The 11,751-nt window shown below is 68.5% G+C and carries 16 protein-coding genes; 7 read left to right on the top strand and 9 right to left on the bottom strand.

Annotated features, from left to right (window positions below; translation table 11 throughout):
• Positions 1-512: peptide-methionine (S)-S-oxide reductase MsrA (gene msrA, locus WAL33_RS02490; protein WP_422178157.1), on the bottom strand; the 512-nt coding region annotated here is incomplete at its 3' end.
• 114 nt (positions 513-626) lie between these two features.
• Here msrA and WAL33_RS02495 point away from each other — a divergent pair.
• Complete coding sequence (locus tag WAL33_RS02495; RefSeq protein ID WP_422178159.1) at positions 627-1,115, top strand: low molecular weight protein-tyrosine-phosphatase; 489 nt, start codon at positions 627-629, stop codon at positions 1,113-1,115.
• Positions 1,116-1,252: 137 nt separating this feature from the next.
• On the opposite strand, the gene grpE is transcribed toward WAL33_RS02495, so the two are convergent.
• Positions 1,253-1,870 carry a nucleotide exchange factor GrpE gene (grpE, locus tag WAL33_RS02500; protein ID WP_422178161.1) on the bottom strand — a complete coding sequence of 206 codons (618 nt, stop codon included), beginning with the start codon at positions 1,868-1,870 and terminating at the stop codon, positions 1,253-1,255.
• A gap of 11 nt (positions 1,871-1,881) precedes the next feature.
• Positions 1,882-2,958, bottom strand: a complete 1,077-nt coding sequence (gene hrcA / locus WAL33_RS02505) for a heat-inducible transcriptional repressor HrcA (RefSeq protein ID WP_422178163.1) — start codon at positions 2,956-2,958, stop codon at positions 1,882-1,884.
• A gap of 112 nt (positions 2,959-3,070) precedes the next feature.
• Here hrcA and rph point away from each other — a divergent pair, with 112 nt between their 5' ends.
• Positions 3,071-3,793 (top strand): ribonuclease PH, encoded by a 723-nt coding sequence (gene rph / locus WAL33_RS02510; RefSeq protein WP_422178165.1) that lies wholly within the window; start codon positions 3,071-3,073, stop codon positions 3,791-3,793.
• 169 nt (positions 3,794-3,962) lie between these two features.
• On the opposite strand, the gene WAL33_RS02515 is transcribed toward rph, so the two are convergent.
• The 4 genes from WAL33_RS02515 to WAL33_RS02530 all read right to left on the bottom strand — a co-directional run bounded on the left by WAL33_RS02515 (position 3,963) and on the right by WAL33_RS02530 (position 5,790).
• Positions 3,963-4,193 carry a helix-turn-helix domain-containing protein gene (locus WAL33_RS02515; RefSeq protein WP_056444069.1) on the bottom strand — a complete coding sequence of 77 codons (231 nt, stop codon included), beginning with the start codon at positions 4,191-4,193 and terminating at the stop codon, positions 3,963-3,965.
• 19 nt (positions 4,194-4,212) lie between these two features.
• Complete coding sequence (locus WAL33_RS02520; RefSeq protein ID WP_422178167.1) at positions 4,213-4,746, bottom strand: DUF2975 domain-containing protein; 534 nt, start codon at positions 4,744-4,746, stop codon at positions 4,213-4,215.
• Between the two features lie 400 nt (positions 4,747-5,146).
• On the bottom strand, positions 5,147-5,452 hold the full coding sequence (locus WAL33_RS02525; protein ID WP_422178169.1) for an addiction module antidote protein: 306 nt from the start codon (positions 5,450-5,452) through the stop codon (positions 5,147-5,149).
• A 47-nt stretch (positions 5,453-5,499) separates the two neighbouring features.
• Complete coding sequence (locus tag WAL33_RS02530) at positions 5,500-5,790, bottom strand: type II toxin-antitoxin system RelE/ParE family toxin (protein WP_422178170.1); 291 nt, start codon at positions 5,788-5,790, stop codon at positions 5,500-5,502.
• A gap of 164 nt (positions 5,791-5,954) precedes the next feature.
• Between WAL33_RS02530 and rdgB the strand changes: the two genes are divergently transcribed.
• Positions 5,955-6,560, top strand: a complete 606-nt coding sequence (gene rdgB, locus WAL33_RS02535; protein WP_422178172.1) for an RdgB/HAM1 family non-canonical purine NTP pyrophosphatase — start codon at positions 5,955-5,957, stop codon at positions 6,558-6,560.
• Here rdgB and WAL33_RS02540 read toward each other — a convergent pair.
• The gene (locus WAL33_RS02540; protein ID WP_422178174.1) at positions 6,557-7,426 is read right to left on the bottom strand and encodes a hypothetical protein; all 870 of its coding nucleotides are present in this window, start codon (positions 7,424-7,426) and stop codon (positions 6,557-6,559) included. The two genes, rdgB and WAL33_RS02540, sit on opposite strands and share 4 nt — an antisense overlap.
• 192 nt (positions 7,427-7,618) lie before the next feature.
• Here WAL33_RS02540 and hemW point away from each other — a divergent pair, with 192 nt between their 5' ends.
• The 4 genes from hemW (at position 7,619) to WAL33_RS02560 (ending at position 10,949) form a co-directional block, all read left to right on the top strand.
• Positions 7,619-8,767 carry a radical SAM family heme chaperone HemW gene (hemW, locus tag WAL33_RS02545; protein WP_422178176.1) on the top strand — a complete coding sequence of 383 codons (1,149 nt, stop codon included), beginning with the start codon at positions 7,619-7,621 and terminating at the stop codon, positions 8,765-8,767.
• Between the two features lie 96 nt (positions 8,768-8,863).
• Positions 8,864-9,733, top strand: coding sequence for a 16S rRNA (cytidine(1402)-2'-O)-methyltransferase (gene rsmI, locus WAL33_RS02550; RefSeq protein ID WP_422178178.1), 870 nt, complete (start codon positions 8,864-8,866; stop codon positions 9,731-9,733).
• Positions 9,730-10,137: a YraN family protein gene (locus WAL33_RS02555; protein ID WP_422178180.1), complete on the top strand. Its 408-nt coding sequence runs from the start codon at positions 9,730-9,732 to the stop codon at positions 10,135-10,137. Before rsmI ends, WAL33_RS02555 begins: the two co-directional genes overlap by 4 nt.
• The gene (locus tag WAL33_RS02560) at positions 10,134-10,949 is read left to right on the top strand and encodes a SirB1 family protein (protein ID WP_422178182.1); all 816 of its coding nucleotides are present in this window, start codon (positions 10,134-10,136) and stop codon (positions 10,947-10,949) included. The genes WAL33_RS02555 and WAL33_RS02560 overlap by 4 nt, the downstream gene beginning before the upstream one ends.
• A 127-nt stretch (positions 10,950-11,076) precedes the next feature.
• Here the strand turns inward: WAL33_RS02560 and WAL33_RS02565 are convergent.
• Positions 11,077-11,751 (bottom strand): zinc-dependent alcohol dehydrogenase family protein (locus tag WAL33_RS02565; RefSeq protein ID WP_422178184.1); only part of this gene is annotated, 675 nt, incomplete at its 5' end.

Raw genomic sequence — 11,751 nt, forward strand, 5'->3', positions numbered from 1 at the left:
GAGGTGAGCTTGCCGGCGCGGCGCGGCAGCTTCCAGCCGGGCCGGGGTAAGTGGCACGTGTACCCGTCGGGGTATCGCTCCAGGTAGTCCTGGTGCTCGGGCTCGGCCTCCCAGAACGGACCGGCCGGAGCGACCTCGGTGACCACCTTGCCCGGCCACAGACCCGAGGCGTCGACATCCTGGATCGTTTCCTCGGCGATCCGCTTCTGCTCGTCGCTCGCATAGAAGATCGCCGAACGGTAGCTGAGGCCCAGGTCGTTGCCCTGGCGGTTCAGGGTGGTCGGGTCGTGGATCTGGAAGAAGAACTCCAGGATCCGGCGATAGCTGATCACGGCGGGATCGAAGATGATCTCGATCGCCTCGGCGTGGGTCCCGTGGTTGCGATAGGTGGCGTTGGGCACGTCGCCGCCGGAATAGCCGACGCGGGTCTTCAGCACGCCCGGATAGCGGCGCAGCAGGTCCTGGACGCCCCAGAAGCAGCCGCCGGCCAGGATCGCGGTTTCGGTGGTCATGGGAAGACGGCCTTTCGTCAGGGGAATGGGCGAGGCTACATGTTGGGCTTGCCGGGGCCGCGCGCAAGCCGCCGCTCGCCCCATAGTCGAAGCCCCTTCCCCGAAAGGCCGTCCGTGAAGCGCGCCGCCGTCCTGCCCTCTGTCCTGTTCGTCTGCCTGGGCAACATCTGTCGCTCGCCCCTGGCCGAGGCCGCCTTCCGCGTGGAAGCGGAGCGCCGCGGCCTGGAGGTCGAGATCGATTCGGCCGGCACCGGCGGCTGGCACGTCGGCGATCCGCCTGACCGCCGGGCCCAGGCGGTGGCGCGGCGGCAGGGCGTCGACATTTCCGGTTATCGAGGCCGACAGGTGAAGCCCGAGGATTTCCACCGGTTCACGCACGTGGTGGCGCTGGACCGCGACAATCTCGCCGACCTCCGGCGCATCCAGCCGTCGGACGGAACGGCGGCGCTGTTGCTGCTGCTGGACGTGGTGGAGGGGCGTCGCGGCAAGTCCGTGGCCGACCCGTACTACGGCGACGACGCGGACTTCGAGGTGACGTGGGCCGATGCGGTGGTGGGGGCCGCGGGGTTGGCGGACTTGATCGCGGGGGATATGCGGGGCTGACTCTCCCCCTCAATTCCACTCATCCCGACGAAAGTCGGGACCCAAGCTGACGATCCGAACGAGGCTCTGAGCCAAGGCCCGCATGCCCCGCTTGGGTCCCGGCTTTCGCCGGGATGAAGGGATGGAAGAGAAGGAAACTAAGCCTTGGTGTCGAACGCCCCGCCCGTGTCCGCCCCATTGCTGGCGTACGGGTTAGGCCCAGCCGTCGGTTCGGCCGGCGCGCCCGGACCCGTCGAGCCCTTGGCGGCCACGGCGACCATGGCCGGGCGGACCAGGCGGCCCATCAGCTCGTAGCCCGCCTGCAGCACCTGGATGACGCCGCCGGCCGCGACCTCGTCCGAAGGCTGCTCCATCACCGCCTGGTGCAGGTGGGGATCGAACTTCTCGCCCTTGGTCGGGTCGATCTTCTTCAGGCCGTTGCGTTCGAAGGCGCCCGAAAGCTCCTTCTCGGTCATCTCGACGCCGATGATGTAGTTGGTCACCGCCGGATCCTGCGAGTCGCGCGGGCTCAGGGCCGTGGCGCGCGACAGGTTGTCGGCCACGCCCAGCAGGTCGCGGGCGAACTTCTGGATGGCGTAGGCGCGTGCGTCGTTGCTCTCGCGCTCGGCCCGGCGCTTGGTGTTCTCGGCGTCGGCCAAGGCGCGCAGCGCCTGATCCTTCAAGGCGGCCACTTCCAGCTTCAGCGCCTCGATTTCCTGCGAAGCGTCGTCGGCCTCGAAGGCCGCGTCTTCGGCCGGCGTTTGTTCGTCGGTCATTCGATCAGTCCCTATCCGTCCATCATCCGGCCGAGCACGCGGGCGGTATAGTCCACCAGCGGGATCACCCGGGCATAGTTTAAGCGGGTGGGGCCGATCACGCCGATCGCCCCCAACACCTTCTGTCGGCCCGTCATATAGGGCGCCGCGATCAGGGAGGAACCCGAAAGCGAAAAGAGTCGCGTTTCGGCCCCGATGAAAATGCGTACGCCCTCGGCGGTGCGCACGTCGTCCAGCAGGCCGATCAGCTGGCCCTTCTGCTCCAGATCATCGAACAGCCGCCGCACGCGCTCCAGGTCCTCACGGGCGCTGTCGTCGGCCAACAGGTTGGCTCGGCCACGAACGATCAGGGCGCGGTCGGGGTCGTCGCCGCCGCTCCAGGCGGCCAGGCCGTCCTCGACCAAGCGCGCCGCCGCGGCGTCCAGCTCACGCCGGGCGGTGTCCAGCTCGGCGGCCATCTCGACCTTGGTCTCGTTCAGGGTGCGGCCGCGCAGGCGGGCGTTGAGGAAGTTGGAGGCCTCCTGCAGCGAGGCGGGGGTGACGCCCGCGGCGCGCTTCATCAGCCGATTCTCGACCGTGCCGTCGTCGAACACCATGATCGCCAGGGCCTGGTCGGCGCCCAGGGCCACGAACTCCACATGCTTGACCCCGCCCTCGCGGACCGGGGCGACCACCACGCCGGCTCCGCCGGCCAGGCCCGACAGGATGGCGCTGGCCTCGCCCATCGCGTCCTCGAAGGATCGACCGTGGGCGAACAGCCGCGACTCGATGGTCCGCCGCTCCTCCTCGCCGATGTCGCCGACCTCCAGCAGACCGTCGACGAACATCCGCAAGCCGGCATGGGTGGGGATGCGGCCGGCGCTGGTGTGGGGGGCGTCCAGCAGGCCCAGATGGGCCAGGTCCTGCATGGTGTTGCGGATCGAGGCCGGCGACAGTTGAACCCCGCCGCGCGAAATGGTCCGCGATCCCACGGGTTCGCCGGTCTCCAGATAGGATTCGACCACCCGCCGGAAAATGTCGCGGGCGCGGGCGTCCAGGTCCGTGAGGCTGGGAGTCTGAGCGGAAAACCCCGAAAACAGCTGTGTCATGTAGCCTTCGAACGCGGACCGATGGGGGTCCCTCGGATTTCGCCGGGATTGGACGACCGTCTTAACTAGGATAAGCGGCCCCATCCTATCACGCAAAGCCCCGGAGTTTCCCATGCGTCCGTCCGAACGCGCCCCAGACCAAACGCGCGAAGTCACGCTGGAAACGGGCGTCAACCGTTATGCCGAAGGTTCGTGCCTGGTCAGCTTCGGCCACACCAAGGTGCTGGTCACCGCCACGGTCGAGGAAAGCGTCCCCGGCTGGATGCGCAACAAGGGCGCGGGCTGGGTCACGGCCGAGTACGGCATGCTGCCCCGCGCCACCCACACCCGCGGCCGGCGCGAGGCCGCCCAGGGCAAGCAGAGCGGCCGCACCCAGGAAATCCAACGCCTGATCGGCCGCTCCCTGCGCGCCGTGGTCGACATGAAGGCCTTGGGCGAGCGCCAGATCAGCCTGGACTGCGACGTCATCCAGGCCGACGGCGGCACCCGCACCGCCGCCATCACCGGCGCCTGGGTCGCCCTGCGCCTGGCGGTCAACTATCTGCTGGAGGAGGGCGTGCTGAAGGTCGACCCGATCCAGGGCCAGGTGGCGGCCGTCTCCTGCGGCGTGTTCAAGGACACCCCGGTGCTCGACCTCGACTACGAGGAAGACTCCAGCGCCGAGGCCGACAGCAATTTCGTGCTGACCAACACCGGCGACATCGTCGAGGTCCAGGCCACCGGCGAGAAGCGCGGCTTCACCCGCGGCGAGTTCGACCAGCTGTTCGCCTTGGCGGAAAAGGGGATCGGCGAGCTGTTCATCAAGCAGCTCGAGGCGGTTTCGGCGGCGAAGTAGCCCAAATCCCTCTCCCCTTGCGGGAGAGGGCGGCCTCCGAAGGAGGTCGGGTGAGGGTTGAAGAACGACAAAGCCGCGACCGGCCTTTCGGCTGATCGCGGCTTTTGCTTTGGAGAGGCCCCTCATCCGTCGGCTTCGCCGACACCTTCTCCCGCAAGGGGAGAAGGATTTAGTCCTCCTCGTGCACGTCCCCCGGCCCCGGCTCATACGTCATCAGATCCCCCGGCTGGCAGTCCAGCTCGCGGCACAGGGCGTCCAGCGTGGTGAAGCGCACGGCGCGGGCCTTGCCGGTCTTGAGGATCGACAGGTTGGCGATAGTCACGCCGACCCGGTCCGACAGCTCGGTCAGCGACATCCGCCTTTCCAGGAGGATGCGGTCCAGTTGCACGCGGATCGCCATGGGTTCTTTCGTCTCCGCGTCAGATTGTAAGTTCAGCCTCCCGTCGAAGGCGCGCGCCCTCGCGGAAGACCTCGGCCAGAACAAACACCACCAGGACCGGGAACCAGGCGCTCAGGCTGAACGAGCCGTCGACCATCTTGGTGTCCGGCGCCAGCCACTTGGCCAGGGCGGCGAAGATGTAGTGGCCGATCTCAAGAGCGGCCAGAACCAGACCCACCACCCGCAAGCGGCGGACATTGTCCGGATGGAACGGATCGCCCGCCGTCAGGGTGGCGAACACCCGCCGCAGGCGCTCGACGATCACCATCCAGCCGCCGGACAGCAACGCCCAGGCGCCCAGCGCGCCGGCGAACAGCGGTCCCTTGCTGATCAGCTCGTCGATCGAGCTGCCGATATGCAGTTTCGAGGTGATCAGTTCGGGATTGAAGCTGAGCAGCAGCACCGCGACCGTGAAGATCGCCAGCAAGCTGACCCAAACCCACAAACCCACATAGATCACGTCGAGAATGATCTTCAGAAAGCTCGATACCGAGCCTGGCCCCAAGGCGCGCATCCGCTCTTCCCCTCACGCAGAAACGCCGACCATGCCCCGGCGGATCGGGGCGGGTCAAAGGCGGGCATGACCTCGGGTTAGAACGTCTTGATTGCGAAGGTCACGGCGGCGAGCGGCAGACCGACGATCAGCGTCAGCGTGGCCAGGCGTATGGCGACGGCGTCAACGATGCGGAACAGTCTGGCGGCGGGCATGACAGAGGCCTTCGGGTCGGGTGCGGGACCGCGCCGACATGGCGTGTCTCCCATGGCGCGAACATAGGGACCGATTCCACCACCGCCAATGTCGCTTATCGATAAACGATATTAAACCTCTGTAATGATCGCGCTCACCGAACGGATTATCCAAGGTGTGGCGCCGGGGCCACCATCGCGGGGGTAGCGGTGTCCAGACGGTCGACTTAAGCGGCGTCGTTGACCTCGACCGGAGCTGGCTTCAGCCGAAGACCCAGCGCGGCCACGATCTTCAGAACGGTCTCCAACTGAGGATTCCCGCCTTCTCTCAGCCCCTTGTATAGGCTCTCTCGGCCCAAGCCGGCCTTCTCGGCGACAGCTGTCATGCCTTTGGATCGGGCGATGACGCCGAGTGCATGCGCGACATAGCCCGCATCACCGGTCGCCAGCGCGTCCTCTAGGAGGGCGGTGACAGCTTCGGGAGTGTCGATGTATTTCGCCGCATCAAACGGCGTCGTCTTCGTACTGGTCATCAGGCGTCTCTTCGGTTGGGGGTTCGGCGAAAACCAGTTGGCGAAGTTTAGAGCCCGCTCGCCAGGGCTTTGGCCTTCTCGATGTCCCTGTCTTGTGTTCGCTTGTCGCCTCCGCAGAGGACCACGATGAGCATGTCGCCCCGTCGCACGAAGTAGATCCTGAAGCCGGGTCCGTAGTGAACGCGGGCTTCGCTGATCCCTTCACCGATCGGGCGGACATCGCCCATCAAGCCGTAGCTGAAGCGGGTCAGGCGGGCCGTGATCGCATGAACGGCGCGGGCATCCTTAAGCCCCTCGAACCATGCGGTGAACTCGTCGGTGACCTGGACCTCGATCATGGCGTTTGTATCTCACGGGATACGGCGGCGTGCAAGTGAAATGTATCCTAGGGGATACACTTCGCCTTGCGGCGGCGGAGTCCTCTGCATTGAGCCTTGCGGCCGAAGGGTGACCTGGAGGAGTAGAGAGGCCGCATGTGGGATTGTTCGAAAGGAGCCGCGCGATGACGCTGAAGCTTGAAGCTGGAACGAAGCTCGTCGCGGCGACGCATAATCCCGGCAAGGCCAAGGAGTTGGCGGCGCTGCTGGACGGGCGTTTCGAGGTGCTGGCGGCCGGGGCGCTGGGCCTGCCCGAGCCGGACGAGACCGAGACCACCTTCGTCGGCAACGCCCTGCTCAAGGCCCGTCACGCGGCGGACCTGTCGGGCCAGATCGCCCTGGCCGACGATTCGGGCCTGTCGGTCGCCGCCCTCGATGGCGCGCCCGGCATCTATTCGGCGCGTTGGGCCGGACCCGGCAAGGACTTCGCCGTGGCCATGGACAAGGTCGCCGAGCGGATCGAGGAGACGGGCTCGGAAGAGCGCGCCGCCTGGTTCACCTGCGCCCTGGCCGTGGCCTGGCCCAACGGCGGACCGGCGGTGGTGGTGCAGGGCGAGGTCCACGGGACCCTGACCTTCCCGCCGCGCGGCGACCAGGGTTTCGGCTACGACCCGATCTTCATCCCGAACGGCTTTGACCAGACCTTCGGCGAGATGGCGCCGGCCGCCAAGGACGCCATGAGCCACCGGGCCGTGGCGTTCGAGAAGCTGAAGGCGGCGCTGTTTGACTAAGGTCGGCCTTGAGGCTTGGCCGGCGCGATCCAGGCGCGGCCGTGGGCTAGGTCCAAGGTCACGATCCACTGGGCCAGGATTGGCGCGCCGATGTTGCCATCCAGGATCATAGGCATGGCGCGGGCGATTTCGGTGTCCAAGCCCACGCCGCCGGCCAGCTTGGCGTGCAGGGGCTGGGCGGCCTTGCCCTCGTCGATCATCCCCAGCAGCGCGGCGTTGTGCGCGCCCACGATCAGCGCCGCGTCGCTGCCGGTGTCCAGCTCCATCCAGATCTTGCCCTTGGGTGTCTCCACGGCGACGAACGGCGTCAGGGCCAGGCCAGAGGCCTCGCGGCTGAGGCGCAGCTCGACTTCCCGGGCGTCCGCTATCCGGGCCTTCTGGCTCTCGGGCGTCTCGACCACCAGCTGCTTGCCGGCCAGGTCGATCGTGATCGTCCGACCAGCGAACGCGTCCAAGCCCACCGAGCCGGCCAGGGGCGGGGCATCCTTTGGGAGCATGTGGGAGAAGTCCCACACCCCCGCCGTGGGCGCGCTGAACGCCGCGCCGCCAGCCGTGAAGCCCAGGCTGTCGCAGCGCTTGACGTCCACGCGGTCGCCGCGCATCCGGAAGCCTGTGACCTGGCCCCAGGGCTCGCAGCCGATCTCGGCGGCGGTCTGGGGCGTGATGACCGTGAAGCCGCCGGCGCTGTCGAACAGGAAGGTCTCGGCCTTGCCCTTGACCTGGGCCTGCAGAGACCAGACCACGCCCAGGTAGGGCGATAGCGGGATGACCACGGGCTTCTGCGCCGCTGGGGCCGGTTGGGCCAGGCCGCAAGACAACAAGGCCGCCAGCGCCAGGCCGGCCTTCAACGGGATCACGCGTTTCAAGTTGGCCCTCCGATCAAATTCAGCATGGCGCTATCCCGCCGCGAGCTAAAGCTCCAGCCTTAAAGGCGGTCTTCACCAAAAAAGCCGGGGCGGGCGGTCCTTGTGAACGGGATGACCAGCGGATGATCCTTGTTCGGCCGGGCTTATGCTCGCATAAGCCGGATTTTGGAGGGGCGGGAGCCTCGGTGCGCCATGCCTGATGTCCAGCCCCTCGGCGTCTACGTCCACTGGCCCTACTGCGCCAGGATCTGCCCCTATTGCGACTTCAACGTCGTGCGCGACCGGGGGCGGACCGACGAGCAGGCGGCCCTGGCCGACGCCATCGTCGCCGACCTGAAGGCCCAGCGCGACCTGACCGGCCCGCGCCGCCTGCTGTCGATCTTCTTCGGCGGCGGCACGCCTTCGCTGATGGATCCGGCCCAGGTCGCAAGGGTGATCGAGACCGCCAAGGCGCTGTGGACCCCGGTCGACGACCTGGAGATCAGCCTGGAGGCCAATCCGACCGACGCCGAGACCGACCGCTTCATGGCCCTGGCGGCGGCGGGGGTGGCGCGGCTGTCGCTGGGGGTCCAGGCCTTGGACGACGAGGCCCTGGCCCTGCTGGGCCGCAATCATGACGCCGGCTCGGCCCGCCGGGCGATCGCCGTGGCGGCCAAGGCCTTCCCGCGCCTGTCGGCCGACCTGATCTACGCCCGACCCGGCCAGACGGTGGAGGCCTGGACCGCCGAGCTCGGCGCATTGCTGGCCTACGGACCCGAGCATGTCTCGCCCTACCAGCTGACCATCGAGCACGGCACCGCCTTCGACCGCGCCGTCGGCCGCGGCAAGCTTGTCGTGCCCGACGAAGACCTGGCCGCGGCCCTGTTCGAGACCACGCAGAGCGTGCTGGAGGCTGCCGGCTTCGACGCCTACGAGGTCTCCAACCACGCCCGGGGCGAGGCCGCCCGCTCGCGCCACAACCTCGTCTACTGGCGCGGCCACGACTATGTCGGGGTCGGCCCCGGGGCGCACGGACGCCTGACTCTCGATCAGGGCAAGCTGGCCACGACCGCCCAACGCAAGATCGCCGACTACATCCGCGCGGTGACCGAGAGCGGGGTCGGCTTCGAGCAGGAGGCCCTAACCCCGCTGGAGGCGGCCGAGGAGCGCCTGTTGCTGGGGCTGCGCATCGACGACGGCGTCAGCTTCGCCGAGATCGCCGCCCTTCACCTGTCGCCGGACACGCCCAAGGTGAAAACCCTGGTCGAGGCGAATCTTCTCGTTGACGATAGGGTTCGGCTCCGCGCCACGCGATCCGGCCGTCTTGTCCTGGACCGGCTGACAGGAACGCTGGCGACTTGATAACCCTGTCGGATTAGCTTGCGTAAACGTGTTTTGACGCACCAGTTCGTGTCGGTCCCAAGTTTTGTGGGGCCCAGCTTGTCGGAAAGTTCGCCCTTGAGCCGCCAGCTAGCCCCGCCCGCCCTGTCCGACGCGCCGCTGGCGCCGGGGCTCTATCTGGTGGCGACGCCGATCGGGAACCTGCGCGACATCACTCTGCGGGCCCTGGACGTGCTGGCCGGTTGCGACGTCCTGCTGGCGGAGGACACCCGCGTATCGGGCAAGCTCTTGGCCGCCTACGCCATCTCCAAGCGGCTGCAGCGCTATGACGAGCACGTCGCCGACCGCGAGACGCCGCGCATCCTGGAGCGGCTGGAGGCGGGCGAGCGGGTCGCCCTGGTCTCGGACGCCGGCACGCCGATGGTCTCCGACCCCGGCCTGCGCCTGGCCCAGGCGGCGATCGCGGCCGGCCATCAGGTCTTCCCGATCCCCGGCGCCTCGGCGGCCCTGGCGGCCCTGACCCTGGCCGGCCTGCCCACCGACCGCTTCCTGTTCGCCGGCTTCCCGCCGACCAAGACCGCCGCGCGCAAGACCTTCTTCCAGGACCTGGCCAATGTCCGCGCCACCCTGATCTTCTACGAGGGCGCCTCGCGGGTGGCCGACAGCCTGGCCGACATGGCCGCCGTGTTCGGCCCGCGACCCGGCGCGGTGGCCCGCGAACTGACCAAGCTTTACGAGACCTGCATTCGCGGCCCGCTCGATGAGCTGGCCGCCGATCCCCGGTTCGAGGCCCCCAAGGGCGAGATCGTCATCCTGGTCGGCCCCGGCCAGGACGAGGTCGCCACCGCCGCGGACGCCGAGACCGCTCTTCGCGAAGCCATGTCGCGCCTGCCGCTGGGCGAGGCCGCCTCGGAGGTCTCCAAGGCCCTGGGGCTGTCGCGCAAGGACCTTTACCGCCAGGCCCTGGCGATGAAGGAGGCCGGATGAGCGTTGTCCGCCCGGTTCGTTCCGAACGTCAGGCTCGCGGGGCCGCCGCCCGTCTGTCGGGGCGGCGCGCCGAGGTGGTCGCGGCCCTGTGGCTGATGGCCAAGGGCTATCGGATTCTCGGCTTCCGCCTGGCCACCCCGCTGGGCGAGATCGACCTGCTGGCGCAACGCGGCGGCGTGCTGGCCGTTGTCGAGGTCAAGAGCAGGACCAGTCTGGAGGCGGCGCTGGACGCGGTGACCTATGAGCAACGCGCCCGCCTGCGTCGCGCCGGCGCGCATATCGCCGCCCACCGCGCCGGCTTGCGCGACGCCGTCGTGCGCCTGGACCTGATCGCCCTGGCGCCCGGCCGCCGTCCGCGTCACGTGCCCAACGCCTGGCCCAACACGCGGAATGACGGTCAATGACGCGGGAAGAGGCTGAAGCCCTGCTGACCGACGCCGGCGAACGTTCGGACAAGGCCTTTCCGCTGTTCGAGGCCGCTCTGGCCTGCGCGGTGCACGACGATCCCGACCGCGACCTGGCCCCCGTGCTCGACATGGCCAAGACCGCGGTCGAGCGTCTCACCGAGCGCCTGAAGAGCGAATCCCCCGAGGAGGCCCTGGCCGAGACCATGGCCGGCGATCTGCGGCTGTCGGGCGATCTGATCACCTACGACCACCCCGACAACGCCGATGTGATCTCCGTCGCCGAGCGTCGCAAGGGCCTGCCCGTCACCCTGGGGGTGTTCTACCTGCACGCCGGCCGGGCCTGCGGGCTGGAGCTGCACGGCGTCGACTTCCCGGGCCACTTCCTGCTGCGCATCGAGACCGAGGAAGGGCCGCTGGCGCTGGATCCGTTCAGCGAGGGGCGGGTGGTGTTGCCGTCCGAGCTGTCCCGCCGGGCCTTGCGCACCGGCCTGATGCCCGACGTCGCCGCCAAGCTGGACGTGCTGATGAGCCCGATCTCGGATCGCGCGGTGTTGATCCGTCTACAGAACAACATCTTCGCCCGCGCCCAGCAGGCCCGAGACTGGGCCCGGGCCGAGCGCTCGGCCCTGCGCCGCGCCCTGCTGGACCCCACCGACCACCATCCCTGGCTGGACGTCGCCGCCGCCCGCGAGGGCCAGGGCGCCCTAGCCGGAGCCCTGCAGGCCCTGTCGCGCGCCCAGGTTCTGGACGGCGGGGCGGCCATCGCGGCCCGAGCCGCACGCGAACGCATGCGGCTCAGACTCAACTAGGAAGGGGCCGCACGCGAACGCATGCGGCTCAGACTGAACTGAGATCGGGGACATGCCCTTGCGGCGTGTCCTCATCAGCATCCCGGATTCAAGACTTGGGGACACGCCGCAAGGGCATGTCCCGGCTTCAGATATCGACGACTATCTTGCCGAAATGGCCGCCCGACGCCTGATGGCGGAAGGCGTCGGCCAGTTGTTCGAGCGGAAAATGCTTGTCGAGGACCGGCCGGTAGCCCGCCACGTCGATGGCCCGGATCATGTCCAGCTGGTGGCGGCGGCTGCCGACGGTCAGGCCGATGACCTTCAATTGCTTGCCCATGATCGCCACGGTCGGCACCGGACCCGCGACGCCGGCCAGGACCCCGATCAGGGCGATGTGACCCCCATTGCGCGCCGCGACGATGGACTGGGGCAAGGTGCCCGCGCCGCCGATCTCCAGGATGTGGTCCACGCCGCGACCGTCGGTCAGCTTGCGGACGGCCTTTCCCCAGTCGGGTTCGGATTTGTAGTTGATCAGGCTGTCGGCTCCCAGCGCCTTGAGCCGCTCCAGCTTTTCGTCGGACGACGAGGTGGCGATCACCCTGCACCCGAAGGCCTTGGCGATCTGCAGCCCGTAGATCGACACCCCGCCCGTGCCCTGCACCAGCACCGTCTCGCCCCCCTTGAGAGCGCCGTCCCCCACCAGGCCCCGCCAGGCGGTGACGCCCGCGCAGGTCAGGGTCGCGGCCTCGGCGGCGCTCCAACCCTTGGGCGCCCGGGTGAACGCCGTGGCGGACGCAACCACCAGCTCCCGGGCGTAGCC

It is taken from the genome of Caulobacter sp., assembly GCF_049283275.1.
In the GTDB taxonomy this organism is placed as follows: Bacteria; Pseudomonadota; Alphaproteobacteria; order Caulobacterales; family Caulobacteraceae; genus Caulobacter.

What these genes read in the sequence shown, in the direction of transcription:
- grpE (WP_422178161.1), bottom strand. Translation starts at nt 1,870, where the DNA reads ATGACCGACGAACAAACGCCGGCCGAAGACGCGGCCTTCGAGGCCGAC.
- hrcA (WP_422178163.1), bottom strand. Translation starts at nt 2,958, where the DNA reads ATGACACAGCTGTTTTCGGGGTTTTCCGCTCAGACTCCCAGCCTCACG.
- rph (WP_422178165.1), top strand. Translation starts at nt 3,071, where the DNA reads ATGCGTCCGTCCGAACGCGCCCCAGACCAAACGCGCGAAGTCACGCTG.
- WAL33_RS02515 (WP_056444069.1), bottom strand. Translation starts at nt 4,193, where the DNA reads ATGGCGATCCGCGTGCAACTGGACCGCATCCTCCTGGAAAGGCGGATG.
- WAL33_RS02520 (WP_422178167.1), bottom strand. Translation starts at nt 4,746, where the DNA reads ATGCGCGCCTTGGGGCCAGGCTCGGTATCGAGCTTTCTGAAGATCATT.
- WAL33_RS02525 (WP_422178169.1), bottom strand. Translation starts at nt 5,452, where the DNA reads ATGACCAGTACGAAGACGACGCCGTTTGATGCGGCGAAATACATCGAC.
- WAL33_RS02530 (WP_422178170.1), bottom strand. Translation starts at nt 5,790, where the DNA reads ATGATCGAGGTCCAGGTCACCGACGAGTTCACCGCATGGTTCGAGGGG.
- rdgB (WP_422178172.1), top strand. Translation starts at nt 5,955, where the DNA reads ATGACGCTGAAGCTTGAAGCTGGAACGAAGCTCGTCGCGGCGACGCAT.
- hemW (WP_422178176.1), top strand. Translation starts at nt 7,619, where the DNA reads ATGCCTGATGTCCAGCCCCTCGGCGTCTACGTCCACTGGCCCTACTGC.
- WAL33_RS02555 (WP_422178180.1), top strand. Translation starts at nt 9,730, where the DNA reads ATGAGCGTTGTCCGCCCGGTTCGTTCCGAACGTCAGGCTCGCGGGGCC.
- WAL33_RS02560 (WP_422178182.1), top strand. Translation starts at nt 10,134, where the DNA reads ATGACGCGGGAAGAGGCTGAAGCCCTGCTGACCGACGCCGGCGAACGT.